Raw genomic sequence first — 17,715 nt, forward strand, 5'->3', positions numbered from 1 at the left:
GGCAGGCTCGCCACGCACCCCGTCGAGGTCAGGACCATCACCGCACCGGCATCCGCCAGCGTGAAAGCGATCCGCTCCACCGGATACTCAGGATCCACCGGCAGATAAGCACCACCCGCCTTGACCACAGCGAGCATCGCCACCACCAGATCGATGCCACGCTCCATGCAGACCGCCACCACCGACTCCGGCCCCACACCCCGGCCGGCCAGCAGCCGAGCGAGCCGGTTGGCACGCACATCCAACTCCGCATAGGACAGCTCGACACCCTCAGCCACCACCGCCACCGCATCCGGAGTCCGCGCCACCTGCACCCCGAACAACTCCGGCAACGTAACCGGGACAACCTCCACCGCCGAGTCATTCCACTCAGCGAGCACCCGGCCACGCTCATCAGCGTCCAGCACATCCACCGCACTCAACGGCAGATCCGCACCACCCTCACCCGCCGCCTCCAACGCCGGCACCAGACTCTCGACAACACTCCGCAGAAGCCGGCCCACCGCCCGCGGGTCAGCCGGAGCAACCGCATCGACGGTCAGACGGATGCCATCGCCGTTGTCGTCGACTGAGACGGACAGCGGGTAGTTGGTCCGCGCCCAGATGTAGCGGATCCCGACGCCGTCGAGCCCGGTCCCAGTTTCCTTGACGGGGACCTCGTTGTGCCGGTAATTGAACAGCGAGGTGAACAGGCGCGGGTTGCGGCCCGCGATCCCGCTGGCCTTCTGCGCGACAACCAGTGGGGCGTGCTCGTGGACGAGCAGTTCGGCCAACTGACGGCGCACCCCGCCCAGCGCCTCCAGCACCCCGGTGCCGTCGATCCGGACCCGGACCGGCAGCGTGTTGATGAAGACGCCTTGGGCCCGGTCTGCACCGGCGCCGGCGTTCATCCGCCCGAAGAGCACAGTCCCGAAGACCACGTCCGAGCGACCGGAGACGGCTGCCAGAACCCGGGCCCACGCCAGATGAAAAACGGTCGCCGGGCTGACGCCCACCGCCCGAGCCACCTGGCGCAGCCGCTCGACCAGTTCGGCGTCCATCGACAGCTGCGCCTGCGCGGCGGCCATGCCATCGCTGAAGACGTCGGTGAGCCCGTACGGCGCGGTGACCTCAGTGACGTCCCCGAGCAGCCCTGCGAAGTAGCGCTCGTGCTCCTCACGGGAGGCGCTGAGGCGGGCCTGCGCCACGAAGTCGCGGAACGGAAGCGGCTCCGGCAGCTGGTCGCCGCGGCCGGCCACGATCTCGCGGACCTCGGTGAGCAGCACCTCCAGGGAGGTGTGGTCGCGCACCATCTGGTGGATTCGCAGCAGGGCCAGCCAGGTGTCACCGCCGGGTTCGGCGGCGATGTGGAGGTCCATGAGCGGGGCCCGGCTCAGGTCCATCGACCAGCCGGCGGCCGCAAGCAGTTGGTCCACCGGATCCGGACCGGCCGCATCCAGCACGACCTCCGTCACCGGCAGGCCAGCCCGACGCCACACCACCTGAACAGGCTCCGGCAACTGCTCCCACACAATCGCCGTGCGGTAGATGTCATGCCGATCCACCACCCGCTGCAAAGCCCCCAGGAAACCATCCAGCCGCTCGCGGGTGTCGAACTCCAGAACGGTCGGGAGCACGTAGACGTCGCGCTCGTCCTCACCCGCCATGAGGTGGTGGAAGAGCATGCCTTCCTGGACGGGCGCGGGCGGGTAGACGTCGGCGAGGTTAGCGGCACCGCCCGTCACGGTGGCGACGATGCGCCCGATGGCGGCCGCGTCGAGGTCGACCAGCGGCAGCATCTGCGGGGTGATGGCCAGCGCACCCTCGGGAATCAGGTTCGGCGGCACCTCGACAGTCTCGGTGCCGGCGACGGCCGCAAGGCCCGCAGGAGTCGGAGTCTGGAACAGAGCCTTCACCGAAACGGAGGCCCCCCGCACCCGCAGCCACTCCACCAGGCGCACCGCAAGCAGCGAATGCCCGCCAAGCGCGAAGAAGTCATCGTCCACACCAACCGACTCCAGGCCCAACACCTCCGCGAAGCCCGCGCACAGCACCTCCTCACGCACACTGGACGGGCCACGACCACGGGCGGACGCCCCCGCCGCGTAATCCGGAGCGGGCAACGCCTTGCGATCCAGCTTCCCGTTGCCGGTCAGCGGCAGCGCATCGAGCACCACGACGACGGTGGGGACCATGTGCTCGGGCAGCCGCTTGGCGGCGAACTTGCGGACGTCGGCGGCCAGCTCCGGCTCGTCGTAGTCGTCGGGGTCGGTCGGCACGACGTAGGCGACGAGACGCTGGTCGCCGGGTGTAGAGGCGTGCGCGATGACGGCTGCCCCGGCAACCTCGGGGTGGGCGACGAGCGCGGCCTGGATCTCGCCGGGCTCGACCCGGAAACCGCGGATCTTCACCTGCTCGTCGGCGCGACCGAGGAAGACCAGCTGGCCGCCGGTGGTCCAGCGGGCACGGTCGCCGGTGCGGTACATCCGGCTCCCCGCCGGGCCGAACGGCGAGGCCACGAAGCGCTCGGCGGTCAGGTCGGGACGGCGGACGTAGCCGCGGGCCAGACCGTCGCCGGCGATGTACAGCTCGCCCGCGACCCCGGCGGGGACCGGGCGCAGCGTCGCGTCGAGCACGTAGAGGCGGGTGTTGCCGATCGGCGTACCGACCGGGACCGGGCCGTCCGCGATCAGCTCTGGGGTCAGCCGGGTGGTGGCGACGCCGATGGTGGCCTCGGTCGGGCCGTAGTGGTTGAAGACCCCGCGCCCGTCGGCGGCCGCCAGCAGGTCGGCGACCAGCGCAGAGGAGGCGGCCTCGCCGCCGAGAACGAGGGAGCCCGCGGGCAGCACCCCGCTGACCGAGCCGCCCGAGGTGAGCGCGGCCAGGTGGGAGGGGACGGCCTTGAGGTGGTCGATCCGGTTCTCGGTCAGGTAGTCGGACACCGCGAGCGGGTCGGTGACGGCGTCGGCGTCGAGGATGTGCAGCTCGCCACCAGTGGTCAGGCTGGTGAAGACCATCGTGTTGCCGAGGTCGGTGGCCTGGGCCTGGAGGAGCGCGTAGCGGTCGCCGGTCGCGCCGAGGCCAAGACGGCCGGGCACGCTCGCGAGGTAGTTGGCCAGACCGCCGTGGGTAGCAGCGACGCCCTTGGGCTTTCCGGTGGAGCCGGAGGTGTAGATGACGTAGGCGAGGCCGTCGGGGCCGACCGGAACCTGTGGAGCGGTCGTCGCGGCGAGCGCGAGGTGGGTGGCCATCAGGGTGCCGTCGAGGGTGACGAAGCGGACCTTGCCGGCCGGCATGTCGTCGAGGGTCTCCTCGTCGGTGAGGAGCAACACCGCGCGGCTGTCGCGGAGCATGAACGTCATCCGGTCGGCGGGCTGCTCCGGGTCAACGGGCAGGTAGCCGGCGCCGGCCTTCCAGATCGCGAGGATCGAGGTGATGGTCTCGACGCCGCGCGGCAGGGCGAGGCCGACGACGGTCTCCGGGCCGACGCCCTGGGCGATCAGGTAGTGCGCGAGCCGGTTGGCCCGCTCGTCGAGCTCGGCGTAGGTGATCCGAGCACCGGCGGCGACAACGGCCGCAGCGTCGGGAGTCCGGCCGACCTGCGCCTCGAAGAGCTCGACCGCAGTGGCCGCGGGTACGGCGGCGGCGGTGTCGTTCCACTCCTGGACGACCAACCGGTGCTCGGCCTCGTCCAGCAGCGGCACGGCACTCAACGGGCGGTCGGGGTCGGCGGCCATGGCCTCGAGGACCTGGAGCAGCCCTGCGGCGATCCGCTCGACCATCTCGGAGTCGAACAGGTCGGCGGCGGCCTTGAGTACGCCCTGAATGCCGGCGGGAGCGCCATCGCCGTCGAAGGCCTCGCCGACCATGACGTCGAGGTCGAACTTGGCCGCGCTTCGGCCGGTGGAGAGGACCTCGATGCGCAGCTCGGGCAGGTCCAGGACGGACCCGAGGTTCTGCACGGTCAGCACGACCTGGAAGAGCGGGTGGCGCGCCAGCGAGCGGGTGGGGGCGAGCTCCTCGACAAGGCGCTCGAACGGCACCTCCTGGTGGGCCAGCGCGTCGAGACCGACCTCGCGGACCCGCCCCAGCAGCTCGGCGAAGGTGGGGTCGCCGGTCAGGTCGGTACGGATGACGAGGGTGTTGACGAAGCACCCGACCATCTCGTCAAGTGCCTTGTCGGTGCGCCCGGAGACGGCGGAGCCGATCGGGACATCGGTGCCGGCGCCGAGCCGGGAGAGGGTCACCGCGAGGGCGGCGTGCAGCACCATGAACAGCGTGACGCCACGTTCCTTGGCCAGGCTCAGCAGCCGGTCGTGCAGGTCTGCGGGGGCGTCCAGGGGGACCGTGTGGCCGCGGTGGCCGGCGACTGCCGGACGCGGGCGCGCCGTGGGCAGCTCCAGCTCCTCGGGGGCGCCCGCCAGGGCCTTCCGCCAGTACTCGACCTGACGGGCCTGCACGCTCTCGGGATCGTCCTCCTCGCCGAGGAGTTCGCGCTGCCAGAGGGTGTAGTCCGCGTACTGCACCTCCAGCTCGTCCCAGCCCGGCACGGTGCCGGTGCGGCGGGCCGTGTAGGCGGTGGAGAGGTCGCGCATGAGCGGGCCGATCGACCAGCCGTCGACGGCGATGTGGTGGGCGACCAGGACGAGGACGTGCTCCTCGGGGGCGGTGGCGAACAGCCAGGCGCGGACCGGGATCTCGCTCGCGAGGTCGAAGGCGTGGCCGGCGGCACGGGCCACCGCGTCGGCGAGACCGGCGGGGGTGTCGTCGAACGCCGGGAGGTCCTCGGCCAGGTCGGCAACGGGCGTGCCGGAGCCGTCGCCGGCGAGCCGGTCGCCGTCGACCACGGCCAACTCCCAGTCCAGCTCGTCCAGTTCGAGGATCCGCTGGTACGGCTCGCCGTCCGGCGCGGGGTACACGGTGCGCATCGCCTCGTGCCGGCCGATCACGTCCCGCAAGGCGGCGGCGAGGGCCGCGCGGTCCAGCTGGCCGGAGAGCCGGGCGATCAGCGGGATGTTGTAGGTCGCGCTGGGGCCTTCGACCTGCCACAGGAACCACAACCGCCGCTGGGCGAACGACAGGGGGATCATCGGGACTCCTCTTGCTTGCGCATCGGCCGCAGCATGGGCCTGGCTTTCCTGGGACTGACGACTTGGTTTCCGAGCCAGGCTGCGAGCCCGGCCGGCGTCGGGGTTTGGAACAGTTGGCGGACCTGCAGTTCCATGCCGGACACGGCCCAGACCCGGCTGGCGAGTTGGGTCGCCAGGAGGGAGTGGCCACCGAGGGCGAAGAAGTCGTCCTCGGGTCCGACGGCAGGCAGCCCGAGCACGTAGGCGAAGGCCTGGCACATGAGTTCTTCGTTCGCGTCGGCCGGCGGTCGCCCGCTGCCCGCGGTGGCGGCGAAGTCCGGAGCGGGCAGGGCTGCGCGGTCGAGCTTGCCGTTGGCGGTGACCGGCAGAGCCGGGAGCACCACGACGGCGGCCGGGACCATGTACGCCGGGAGCGTGGTCGCCGCGAACTCGCGGAGCAGGATCGGCAGTTCAGCCGTGTAGGCGTCCTGGCCGGTCGGTACGACATAGCCGACGAGGCGCTGGTCGCCGGGGGTGATCTCGCGGACGGTCACGGCGGCCTGGGCGACAGACGGGTGGGCGGCCAGGGTGGTGGCGATCTCGCCGGGCTCGACACGTAGGCCGCGGATCTTGACCTGGTCGTCGGTGCGGCCGAGGTACTCCAGCCGCCCGTCCCCGCTCCATCGCACGCGGTCGCCAGTGCGGTACATCCGGCTCCCGGCCGGGCCGAACGGTGAGGCGACGAAGCGCTCCGCCGTCAGGCCTGGCCGCCCGATGTAGCCACGGGCCAGCTGCACGCCGGTCAGGTAGAGCTCGCCGGCGACGCCGGCCGGGACGGGGTGCAGGGCGTCGTCCAGCACGTAGGTGCGGGTGTTGGCCACCGGAGTGCCGATCGGCACCAGCGGACCGTCCGCGGTGGCGCACCGCGCCGCCGTGACGTCGACCGAAGCCTCGGTGGGCCCGTAGAGGTTGTACAGCGGGACGTCGAGCAGCTCGAGGAACCTGTTCCGCAGTCCGGCCGGGAGCGCCTCGCCGCTGCAGAAGACGGCACGCAGGCCGGTGCAGGCGGCAGCGGAGGATTCCCGGACGAAGGCCTCCAGCATGGACGGCACGAAGTGGCTGACGGTGACACCCGTGTCCTGGACGAGCTGCGCGAGGTATGCCGGGTCCTGGTGCCCGCCGGGGCGGGCCACCACCAGGGCGGCGCCGCGCAGCAGCGGCCAGAAGAACTCCCAGACCGACACGTCGAAGCCGAACGGCGTCTTCTGCAGCACCCGGTCCGAGAGGCCGAGTTCGTACTCCCGCTGCATCCACTCCAGACGGTTCACGATCCCCTCGTGTGCGACGACCACGCCCTTCGGACGGCCCGTCGAGCCGGAGGTGTAGATGACGTACGCGGGGTGCCTGGGCGCGGCCGGTACCGGGTCCGCCTCAGCACCCTCGGGCTCGTCGACGAGCAGCACCGGCACGACGCCGACCTGCCCGGCCAGTCGCTCGCGCAGGCCGGTGCCGGTCAGCAGGCAGGCCGGGCGGGCGTCGGCCAGGAGGAATCCGATCCGCTCGGCCGGGTAGTCAGGGTCGACGGGCAGATAGGCGCCGCCGGCCTTGACCACCGCAAGCAGGGCGACGACCAGGTCGATGCCACGCTCCAGACAGACCGCCACCACCGACTCCGGCCCCACACCCTGACCGGCCAGCAGCCGGGCCAAGCGGTCGGCACGGGTGTCCAGCTCCGCGTAGGTGAGCTCCGCACCCTCGAAGACCACCGCCACCGCATCCGGGGTCCGGCCCACCTGCGCCACGAACAGCTCCGGCAATGTCGCGGACGCAACCGGAACGGCAGTGTCGTTCCACTCGGTCAGCACCCGACGCCGCTCCTCGGCATCCAGCACCTCCACCGCACTCAGCGGCAATGCCGGTTCAGCCTCCAGCGCCGCGACCAGGTGGTCCAGGCAGGTCCGCACCAGCGGGTGGATCCGGTCGGGGTCAGCCGGGGCCATCGCGTCGACGGTCACCGAGAAGCCGTCGCCGAGGTCGTCGACGGAGACGGTCAGCGGGTAGTTGGTGCGCTCGCGGTAGAACAGGGCGCGGATGCCGTCGATCCCTGTCCCGGTGCCCCCGTCGAGCTGGTTGTAGCGGTAGTTGAAGATCGAGGTGAACAGCGGGGTCCGGCTGGGCACTCCGCTGGCCCGCTGGGCGAGCGCGAGCGGAGCGTGTTCGTGGGCGAGCAGCTCGGCGAGCTGTCGGCGCATCGCGTCCAGCGCCTCGCCGGTCCCGGCCCCGTCCAGACGCACTCGTACCGGCAGCGTGTTGATGAACGGGCCGAACACCCGGTTGGAGCCGGCGCCGGCGTTCATCCGCCCGAAGAGGACGGTGCCGAAGACAACGTCGGAGCGGTCCGAAACGGTGGCGAGCACCCGACCCCAGGCGAGGTGGAAGATCGTCGCCGGGCTGACACCTCGCGCGCGCGCCACCTCCCTGATTCGCACTGCCAGTTCCTTGTCCAGTGACTGCTGAGTGCTGGCGACGGTCTCGCCGTTGCCGTGCACGTCCAGCAGGCCGTAGGGGGCGGTCGGCTCGGTGACGTCGCCGAGCAGGCCGGTGAAGTAGCGCTCGTGCTCCTCGCGGGGCGTGCCGAGTCGGGCCTGCGCCACGAAGTCGCGGAACGGCAGCGGCTCCGGCAGCTGGTCGCCGAGGCCCGCCATGATCGCGCGGACCTCGCCGAGCAGCTGCTCCAGCGTGGTGTGGTCACGCACCATCTGGTGCATGCAGAGCAGCAGCAGCCAGCGCCCATCCTCGGGCCGGGCTGCGATGTGCGCCCGAAGCAGTGGTGCGCGGCCCAGATCCATCGGCTCGGCGCCCGCGGCGAGCAGCTGCTCCACCGGACCGGCACCCTGGCCGGCCGGGCGCAGGGTGACCTCGTGAACCGGCAGCGAGACATGGCGGGCCACGGCCTGCACCGGCTCGCGTAGACCCTGCCAGACGATCGCGGTCCGGTAGACAGCGTTGCGGTCGACGACCTGCTGCAGGGCCGCGACGAAGCCATCGAGGTGCGCACGCGAGTCCGCCTCGAAGACGACCGGCAAGATGCCGACGTCACCGCTGCCCGTGCCCGCCATCAGGTGGTGGAAGAAGATCCCCTCCTGCAGCGGCGCCAGGGGGTACACGTCAGCGAGGTTGGCGGCCCCGCCGTCGATGTGCTCCAGGACGCGTTCGATCCCCTCGGCGTCCAGCTCGACCAGCGGCAGCATGTCAGGCGTGATCAGCCGAGCGCCGGCCGGGATCCGGTTCTCCGGGACAGGGACGAGTTCCGGCCCGGCGACCTCGGCGAGCTGCGCCGGGGTCGGCGTACGGAACAGCGTCGGCACTGAGAGCGCGACCCCGCGCATCCTCAGACGCTCCACCAGCGAAACCGCGAGCAACGAGTTGCCGCCGAGGGCGAAGAAGTCGTCGTCGACGCCGATCGCGGGTAGTTCGAGGATCTCGGCGAAGGCCTGGCAGAGCAGCTCCTCCTGGGTGTTGCGCGGCGCACGGCCCCGGCCGGCGCCGCCGGCGAAGTCCGGAGCGGGCAGCGCGGCCCGGTCGACCTTGCCGCTGGCAGTCAGCGGCAAGGCATCGAGGACGACCACCGCCGAGGGCACCATGTGTTCGGGCAACCGGTCACCGACGAAGCGGCGGACCGCCTCGGTGTCCACGCCGCCGTCCGGGTCCCGGTCTGCGGGCACCACGTAGGCGATGAGGCGGCGGGTACCGGGGGTGTCCTCGCGGACCGTCACCACCGCCTGGGCGACGCCGGGGTGGGCGGCGACCGCAGCCTGCACCTCACCGGGCTCGATCCGGTAGCCGTGGATCTTGACCTGCTCGTCGGCCCGGCCGAGGAAGACCAGCCGGCCATCCGCCGTCCACTTGACCCGATCGCCGGTACGGTACATCCGCTCGCCGGGCTTGAACGGGCAGGCCACGAACCGCTCAGAGGTCAACGCGGCCCGACCTGCGTAGCCTCGGGCCAGTTGCGCACCGGCCACGTACAGCTCACCGGGGGTCCCGGGGGCGACCGGAGAGAGCCCGTCGTCGAGCACGTAGGTCAGGGTGTTGCCGACCGGCCGGCCCAGCGGCACCGCGCCGTGGGCCAGCGCGGCGGTGTCGAGTCGGCCGGCGACCACGCCGATGGTGGCTTCGGTCGGCCCGTAGTGGTTGAAGACCGGGCGCTCCCCCGCCGCCGCAAGCAGCTCCTCCACCCAGGCAGTGGACGCTGCCTCGCCGCCGAGCACCAAACCCTTGGCAGGCAGCAGGTCGGACAGGCTGCCCAACGAGGAACCCAGCGCGGCCAGGTGTGAGGGAACGACCTTGAGGAAGTCGATACGGTTCCCGGCCAGGTAACCGGCCACGGCGCGCGGGTCGGTGACGGCCTGCCGGTCGAGCACGTGCAGGGTACCGCCGGTGGCGAGGCTGGCGAAGACCACAGTGTTGCCGAGGTCGGTCGCCTGCGCCTGGAGAAGCGCGTACCGGGCGCCGGGGACGCCGAAGCCGACCAGGGCGGGCACGCAGAACACGTAGTTGGCCAGGCCCCGGTGGGTGACGGTGACGCCCTTGGGCTTGCCCGTCGTGCCGGAGGTGTAGATGACGTACGCGAGGCCGTCCGGCAGCACCGTGGCGTCCGGGGCCTCGGCCGGCTGAGCGGCGATGGCGGCGGCGGCCAGCGGGCTGTCGATCGCGATGGTGCGCAGCCGCCCGGCGGGCAGGTCGTCGAAGACCTCCTCGGAGCCGATCAGGGCCACGGCCCGGCTGTCCGCGAGCATGTAGGCGATCCGCTCGGCCGGGTACTCCGGGTCCACCGGCACATAGGCGGCGCCGGCCTTCCAGGTGGCGAGGATCGCGGTGATCATCTCGGCACCGCGCGGCAGGCAGAGGCCGACGACGCTCTCCGGGCCGGCACCGAGACCGCGCAGGTAGTGCGCCAGCCGGTTGGCCCGGGTGTCGAGCTCGGCGTAGCTGAGTCGTACGTCGTCGGCGACCAAGGCGACCGCGTCGGGGGTGCGGGCGACCTGCTCGGCGAAGAGCTCAGGTACGGGCACGACCGGGCCGGCGACCACGGTGTCGTTCCAGGTTTCCAGGACGAGACGGCGTTCGGCCGCGTCCAGCAGGTCGATCCGGCCGAAGGACACGCCAGGGATGGCGCCGACGAGCCAGTCCAGGACGACCAGGAAGCGCTGGCAGACCTCCTCGGCTGCGGTCGACGCGTGCCGTTCGCGGTTCATCTCGATGACGGTGCGCAGCCCGCCGTCGGCGTACTGGCCGAGCAGGTCGATCTTCAGGTCCTCGGCGGGCCCGCTGGAAAGGCCGGTCCGCACGACCTCACAGTCGCCGAAGCGCACCTGGTGGTCGCCGCTCATCACGTTGACGATCAGGTCGTACAGCGGGGCACCGCCGACCCGCCGCAGGTCCCCCAGGAGGTCGCGGTACTGGTAGCGCTGGTGCCGCAGGCCGTCGTGGACGGCGCGCTGGGTCTGCCGGGCGAGTTCGTCGAGGGACATGCCGGGGTGCACCCGGAGCCGGATCGGCATGATGTTCGACGTCATGCCTGGGATGCCGAGTTCACGCATGCTGGTGCGGCCGTTGACGGAGACGCCGAGCACGATGTCGCGGGCCCCGGTTGCGCGATGGTGGTAGACGGCGGCGGCGGTGAGCATCAGGGCGGCGAAGCTGATCCGCAGCCGCTTGGCAACGGCCCGCAGGGCGCCGGTGGCCTCCGCGTCGACGTCCTCGCGGTGCACCATCGGCCGGATCGCGGGACGGGCCTGGGCAGCGTCGGCGCCGTCCGCCTCGACATGGTCGGCGAAGGCATCGATCCAGAACCGCCGGTCGCGCCCGATGGCCTCGGAGGCGCGGTAGGCACGGTCGGTGTCGATGAGCGCGGAGACCGGGCCGAGGGCGTCCTGGTCCGGATCGCCGCCGCGGCCGAGGACGGCGTAGACCCGGGCGAGGCGGCCGGCGAACAGCGAGAGGCCGTTGCCGTCCAAGAGGATGTGGTGGGCCCGCTGGTACCAGAGGAAGCGGTCCGCATCGAGCCGGAAGAGGGCATGACCACTGAGCGGGCCGCTGGTGAGGTCCACCGGGCGGTCCAGGTCGGCACGGATCCACGCCTCGGCAGCCGCCCTCGGGTCCGGCTCCGCGCTGAGATCGGCGACGTGGACGGGCAGCTCGGCGACGTCGCCGAGGTACTGGTGCGGAGCGCCGTCCTCCACCCGGAAGCGCAGCCGGTAGGTGCCGGCCTCCTCCAGCGTGCGGCGCAGCGCGCGCAGGAAGAGGTCCGCGTCGAGCTCGCCGCGGATCTCCGTGTACTCGCCGATGTTGTAGGCCGGGCTGTCGGGCGCGAGCTGTTGCGCGTACCAGACGCCGAGCTGGCCGGACATCAGTTCCCAAGGTCCCTGTTCGGACGCACCCATTCCCGTATCCCTCGATCACTCGCACAGAGGTCAGAAGCTGGTGCCGGACTCTCCGTCCGGCGGTTGGACACCCTTTAGAGCGCGGCCCGTTCGGCCCAGAGGCCGCAGAGGTGGGCGGTCAGCGCGTTGACGGTGTCGACGTCCCACACCAGGGTGGGTTCGACAGCGAGGCCGAGGGTGTCCTCGATCTCGCCGCTGAGCGCGAAGGCGTACAGCGACTCCAGCCCGTACTCGGCGAGCGGGATGTCCGGGTCGATCTCGCTGTCCGGCATTTCGAGGAAGTGGGCGATGCGTCCGGTCAGCCAGGCCTGGATGGCCTCGGGCGTCCAGTCGGTGTTCGCCGGGTCGGTCTGGGGCATCTGAAGTACCTTTCTCATCCTGCGATGTGACGTTCAGTCAGATCGAAGAGGCGGCAATCCTGGTAGCGCCGAACGGCCAGCTCGAACAACTGCTCCTCGGCACTCTCGCGTTCGGCCGCGTCGAGCACCGGAGCGCCACCGAGGCGCGCGGTCAACCGGTCGAGGACGACGGGCAGCGCGGCCTGCGGGTGGCGGCCGGCACCCCGACGCCACACCGCCAGCACGGACGAGGCGGCGAGCACCACCGTGTAGCGGTCGGCGAGGGCGACAGCGGCCGGCGCGGCGCCGATGGTCAGGTCGGTGGGAGCCAGTGCGGCGCAACTCTCGCCGAGCTCGGCCACCTCGGCCCGCAACCGCCGGGCGAAGCGGCCCGCCAGGGTGTCGGCCGGCTCGCTGTCGGCGATCTCGGCCAGCGTGGCGACGATGGCGTCACCGGAGGGCAGGCCCGGGGCGAGCCGCCCGAGGTCCAGCGGCTCCAGCGGCGCACCGAGGTCGAACAGCTCTGCCGGGGCGGGCGTCCCGGCCGGCCAAGACCGTCGGGCCAGCCGGGGCAGCTGCGGCAGGATCGTCACCAGGCAGGCGCTGCGCGAGATGTGCGCGAAGGTGGCCGGCGCGGTGTCCCGGGCCAGCTTCTGGAACATCGCGTACGGGCCCTGCCGCAGGTAGGACTGTGCACCGAGCACCGAGCGCAGGTCATCGAAAGCGTCCAGCACGATCCGCGAGGTCAGGTACTTCGCGGCCGGCGCGTAGACGCCCATCGCGTCCGGCAGCAGGTGCAGGGCCCGCAGGCCCACCCCCGAGAAGGCGTCGACGGCAAGCAGGTCCGCGAAGGCCCGGGCGACGATGGCCCGAACGTACGGCAGGTCGGCGACGGTGGCGCCGTAGAGCCGGCGCTCGAGAACGTACTGCAGCACCAGGCGCAGCGCCGTGTCGAGCGGCCCGATGATCACCGCCGGCAGCACCGCCCGGGTGAGCTGGTAGGAGCGCAGGGCGATCTCCATGCCCTGGCCCGGCCTGCCGAGCATGGCGCCGGCGGGCATCGGGCAGTCGTTGAACCGCAGGCCGCCGAGCTGCACGCCGCGCATGCCGGAGCTGGGGAAGCGCGGCAGATCCTGCAGCCTGTCGACCGGCAGGTCGCTGCGCCGCACGAAGAACTGGCTGTGGCTGCGGCTACCGGCGGCCTCGCCGGTGCGAGCGAAGACCACCATGGCGTCGGCGCGGCGCAGGTTGGTGACGATCTCCTTGCGCCCGTCCATCAGCCAGCCCGCACCGTTCGGCCGGGCAGTGCATCCGGCGCTCGCGAAGTCGTTGCCGTGGTCAAGCTCGTGGAACGCAGCGGCGATCCGGCCGTTGCCCAGCAGGATGCCCGCCGCCTGGGCGCGCTGGTCCTCGCTGCCGGTGGTCCAGATGTTGACCGAAGCGAGCAACGAGCTGAACCCGTAGCCCAGGCCCAGGCTCGGGTCGCGCCGCCACAACGCCCGCTGGACGTCCGCCAGCCGGTCGGCTCGGGTGAGTCGGCCGCCGTATGCGGCGGGCACGAACTCGGCGTTCATGCCGTAACCGTCGAGCAGGTGCTCGCCCTCGGCGGACATCTCCTGCCGCTCGTCGGCGGCCAGCAGGGCGGCATAGCCGACCGGGTTGCCCGCTTCGCGCGGGTCGCCGAGCAGCTTCTCCAGGTCCTCGCCACTCATCGGTGGTCCTCGTTCCCTGTGGCGGGTACGGCCTGCGCCGCCCCGAACGGGGTGACGGGGGCACCGGTGGCGGCGGCCTCACCGATCACCCGTGCCAATGCCTCGTCGATCAGCTCGTCTCCGGGCGCGAGACCCGGCCTCGGGGTGCGCAGCACCTCGGCGAGCCTGACCCGCAGGGCGCGCAGGGCGGCCCGGGCCCAGAGGCCTTCCGCCCAGAGCGGCCGACCGGCGTGCTCGGCCTCGCCGGCCGCCCAGAGATGCAAGCTGGCCGCCCCGGCGTAGCAGAGCTCGTAGGCGGCTGCCAGTTCGTAGCCCGCCATCGCCGGTCGCGACGCCGGGGGCACCTCGGCCATCGCGGTGTGCAGCCGCCCGGCGAGGGCACTCAGTTCAGTGGCGTGCTCGACCAGCCCGGGGTGGGCGGGCCCGGCACCGATCGTCTCCGCGAGCGTCGGCAGGGACTGGACGAGGCTGCAGCCCTGACGGGAGAGCAAGGTGAGGGCGTCGTGGTCCAGGGGCCGCAGCGGCCCGCCGGCGATGACGGTCTCGGCAAGCCCCGGTTGGTCGACGGCGCCGGCGGCGAACCCGCGTACCAGGCGGGGGAACTGACGGATCAGGGCGGCGCGGTTGACGGGTGTGCTGCCGTCGAAGACCGCGACTATCTGGTGGTCGCGCCAGAGCTTCTGGAAGGCACCGTACTCGTAGACATCGGTGAGGAAGGAACGCGCGCCGAGCAGTTCGGCCAGCTCGCCGAGCGCGGCGTCGACCAGGGTCGGGGCGAGCGCCTTGACCACGGCGGACGTCACGGCCATCTCGGCGGTGAGCGCATGGATCGAGCGGCTGCCGGCCAGCGAGGCCGCCTCTGCAGCGGCGAGCAGGGCCGCACACCGAGCCAGGATCGAGGTGGGGTAGGGGCGTTGGGCAAGCGGGCGCTTCTGGATGACGCGCTCGGAGGTGAAGCGCGCGGTCAGCCGCAGTGCCTGCTCGCCGGCGCCGAGCGAGAGCGCGGCACACATGGTGCGGGTGAGCTGAAGTGCGCGCAGCACCGTCTCAAGACCGGTGCCCTCGGCGCCGATCAGCGTGCCTGGGTCGAGCAGCGCGCCGTCGAAGGAGATGCCGGAGATGTCGATGCCGCGGATGCCGTGGGTGGCCGCCTTCGGCAGGGTGTGCCAACTGCCGCTTGACAGGGCAGCCTTGTCGACCAGGAAGAGGCTGTGGCCGCGGGCGCTTCCGGCCTCGCCGGTGCGGGCCAGCACGGTGAGCCGGCCGGACCGGGTGGCGTTGTTGATCGGCCACTTGACCCCGTCCAACCGGTAGCCGTCGGGCTGCGCGGTGGCGGTGAGGGAGTTGGCGAGCAGGTCGGCGCCGTGCTCCGGCTCGGTGAGCGCCCAGGCGACGGGCGTGCCGTCCATGACGGCGGCCGCGGTGGCCTTGGCCTGCTCCGGGTCACCAGCCACCCAGACACAGGCGGCACCCAGGTAGGTCTTGGCGTGGGCGATGGCGGCACCGAGGTCACGGCGGGCAACGCCGCGCACCAGGCGGAGCAACTCCTCGTGGTCGTCGAGGCGCCCACCCCAGCCGGTCGGCACGTAGTACGCGGACAGCCCGAACTCGTCGAGCCGGGAGCAGAGTTCAGAAGGGAACTGCTCCGCCGCGTCAAGCTCGGCGCTGCGCCGCAGGCCCTCGCCCAGGTCGCCCATGGCGGCCTCGAGGGCGGACTCCCCCGCCGTGGGCGGCCCCGTCACCGGTCGGGTGGGTGTCACGCGGCATCGACCGCCGTCGCCAGCGCGCGCACGTCGGGCTCCAGCTCGGCGTGGAGCGCCTCGACCTGGCCGGCAAGGAAACGCTCGCGCATCGCGGCGCGCTGGATCTTGCCACTGGTGGTGCGGCGCACCGTGCCGCGGCGCACCAGCAGCACGTTGCGGATGGGGACGCCGAAGGCGGCGGCGAGCCGACGAGAGACGGTCGCGGCGACAGCGGGCAGCTCCTCGGCGGGGACCTTCGGCCCGACCTCGTGCACGAGCACGACCCGCTCGTCGGGCGCGTCGACACCGAAGGCGGCGCCGACGAAGCCCTCCAGGGCCGGATGAGCGAGGCGCGCCTCGTGCTCCAGGTCGTGCGGGTAGAGGTTACGGCCCCGCACGATCAGGACCTCCTTGAGCCGGCCGGTGATGAACAGCTCGCCGTCGACGAAGCCGCCCAGGTCGCCGGTACGCAGCCAGCCGGCGCCGGTGTCCGCCTCGTCGGCAAGGAGGGCGCGGAAGACCTGCTCGTTGAGCTCTGGCTTGTTCCAGTAGCCGGGAGCGACGCTCTCCCCGCGCAGCCAGACCTCGCCGACAGAGCCGTCCGGCAGCGCCTGCCGGGTCGTCGGGTCGACGATCCGGGTCTCGAGGATCCGGGGCACGCCGACGCCGACGATCTCCTTGCCCTCGCCGCTGGTGGTCGCGACCAGCTCCGGGCGGGCAGCGTCCTGCAGGCGGTGCGGGTCGGCCACCAGCACGGTCTGCTGCTCGGGGATCGGGGTGCTGGAGACGTAGACGGTGACCTCGGCCATGCCGTAGCCGGAGGTGAGCGCCTCGGGCCGCAGGCCGATGTGAGCGAAGCGCTTGGCGAAGGCGGCCATGGTGGGCGCGTGGATCGGCTCGGAGCCGTTGCAGGCGAAGCGCAGCGCGGAGAGGTCGAGGCCGACGAGCTGCTCGTCGGTGACCAGGCGGGTGGCGAGGTCGTAGGCGAAGTTCGGGGCGGAGGTGGCGGTGGTGCGGAACTCGTCCATCAGGTTGAACCACTCCGCGGGCCGCCGGGCGAAGTCGGACGGCGGCATCAGCACGGTGGGCGCGCCGTAGAGGAGCGCGCAGCTGAGCTGGATGAAGAGGCCGAAGTCGTGGTGGAGCGGCATCCAGCTGCCGTAGGAGTCCTCACCGCCAAGGCCCCCGACGCTGTTGACGCCGGCGATGTTGGCCAGGATGTTCCGGTGGGCGAGCATCACGCCCTTGGGGGTGCCGGTCGATCCGGAGCTGTACTGCAGGACGGCGAGCGAGTCCCGGCCGACGCCGCGCTCGGCCGGCGGCAGAAGCGGCGTGGAGCCGGGCCCGGCGGGAGAAGCAGCCTCGACGGCGACGTCGCCCAGCCCCTGGGCCTTCAGCCGCTCCGCAACGGTCTCGCGGTCACCCTCCGTGGTGTACACGAGGGCGGGTGCGCAGTCCTGGGCGATGGCGGCGACTCGCTGCGCGGCACTGGAGGAGCCGGTGGCCGGCGGGGCCGGTACCGCGACGACCCCGGCCATCAGGCAGGCGAGGTACAGCTCGACGAACTCGGCGCACGTAGGCAGGGCGATGAGCACCCGCTCACCGGTGGCCAGCCGTTCGGCCAGCGCGGCCGCCCGCAGGCCCACCCGCCGGGAGAGTTCCCCGTATGTGAGGCTCTCGTGCACCGACTCGGCGCGGCCACGGAAGATGGTGAGCGCGGTCTTCTCCGGGTGAAGGGCGACTCGCGCTGCGAAGGCCTCGCCCAGGCTCTGGTAGCCGGAGAGGTCGAAAGCCATAATTTCCCCCTGGGACTGACACTTCGTCAAGCAGTGGTGGTCGGCCGGTGACGCGCCGCTGCGGGCCCTGCCCCAGCGGGGGGCAGGGCCCTCGGCAGGCGGCCCGCAAGCGGTGCTAGTTGTTGTTCTCCATCACCGCGATCAGGCTCTTGGGCCGCATGTCGGTCCACGCCTCCTCGATGTGGTCGAGGCACTCCTGACGGCCAGCCTCCCCGAACACCTTGTCCCAGCCCTCGGGGATGTCCACGTAGGCCGGCCAGAGCGAATGCTGGCCCTCGGCGTTGACGAGCACGAGGTAAGCGGCATCGGGATCATCGAATGGATTCGCCACTACGCTGCCCTTTCACGGGAATGAGTACGGAGGGGCCCCGATTCCCGGCGAGTTCCCTTCGACATCGACGAGGATTCGTCGGCATGGGGATCGTCACGGCGGGGCCGCGGACCACTATGCCCTAGCCACCGGCTGTGAAGAAGTGATCAGTCCGCCACTGAACGAACACCGTCGCGACCGTTCACAGGGGGTCCGATCAGGGTGTTCCGAGGAGGTCTGGCGCCGGGCCGGCCTCGACCGGACCGAGGACCGGGAGCTCCCGCCGGGGGCCTCGGACGAGTACGCGGTCGAGCGGATCCGCG

At 72.0% G+C, this 17,715-nt stretch carries 6 protein-coding genes and 2 pseudogenes; 1 reads left to right on the forward strand and 7 read right to left on the reverse strand.

Translation table 11 applies throughout. The annotated features are described in order from the left end of the window. Positions 1 to 8,158, reverse strand: a pseudogene (locus ACWEPF_RS37450) (amino acid adenylation domain-containing protein); the annotation flags it as partial. On the opposite strand from ACWEPF_RS37450, the gene ACWEPF_RS37455 reads away from it, so the two are divergent. Then, positions 8,099 to 8,419: a hypothetical protein gene (locus tag ACWEPF_RS37455; RefSeq protein WP_452176145.1), complete on the forward strand. Its 321-nt coding sequence runs from the start codon at positions 8,099 to 8,101 to the stop codon at positions 8,417 to 8,419. The pseudogene ACWEPF_RS37450 and the gene ACWEPF_RS37455 overlap by 60 nt on opposite strands. Here the strand turns inward: ACWEPF_RS37455 and ACWEPF_RS37460 are convergent. The 6 genes and pseudogenes from ACWEPF_RS37460 to ACWEPF_RS37485 all read right to left on the reverse strand — a co-directional run. Further along, positions 8,384 to 11,494 (reverse strand): annotated as a pseudogene (locus ACWEPF_RS37460) (amino acid adenylation domain-containing protein); the annotation flags it as partial. The gene ACWEPF_RS37455 and the pseudogene ACWEPF_RS37460 overlap by 36 nt on opposite strands. Positions 11,495 to 11,568: 74 nt before the next feature. Then, positions 11,569 to 11,853 (reverse strand): acyl carrier protein, encoded by a 285-nt coding sequence (locus ACWEPF_RS37465; RefSeq protein WP_452176146.1) that lies wholly within the window; start codon positions 11,851 to 11,853, stop codon positions 11,569 to 11,571. 14 nt (positions 11,854 to 11,867) lie between these two features. Further along, positions 11,868 to 13,544, reverse strand: a complete 1,677-nt coding sequence (locus ACWEPF_RS37470; protein ID WP_452176147.1) for an acyl-CoA dehydrogenase — start codon at positions 13,542 to 13,544, stop codon at positions 11,868 to 11,870. Further along, complete coding sequence (locus ACWEPF_RS37475; protein ID WP_452176148.1) at positions 13,541 to 15,304, reverse strand: acyl-CoA dehydrogenase family protein; 1,764 nt, start codon at positions 15,302 to 15,304, stop codon at positions 13,541 to 13,543. The genes ACWEPF_RS37470 and ACWEPF_RS37475 overlap by 4 nt, the downstream gene beginning before the upstream one ends. Next, positions 15,301 to 17,082 (reverse strand): fatty acyl-AMP ligase, encoded by a 1,782-nt coding sequence (locus tag ACWEPF_RS37480; protein WP_452176149.1) that lies wholly within the window; start codon positions 17,080 to 17,082, stop codon positions 15,301 to 15,303. Before ACWEPF_RS37480 ends, ACWEPF_RS37475 begins: the two co-directional genes overlap by 4 nt. A gap of 115 nt (positions 17,083 to 17,197) precedes the next feature. Next, on the reverse strand, positions 17,198 to 17,413 hold the full coding sequence (locus ACWEPF_RS37485; RefSeq protein ID WP_452176150.1) for an MbtH family protein: 216 nt from the start codon (positions 17,411 to 17,413) through the stop codon (positions 17,198 to 17,200). Positions 17,414 to 17,715 lie beyond the last annotated feature (302 nt).

This window comes from Kitasatospora sp. NPDC004289, assembly GCF_053602875.1.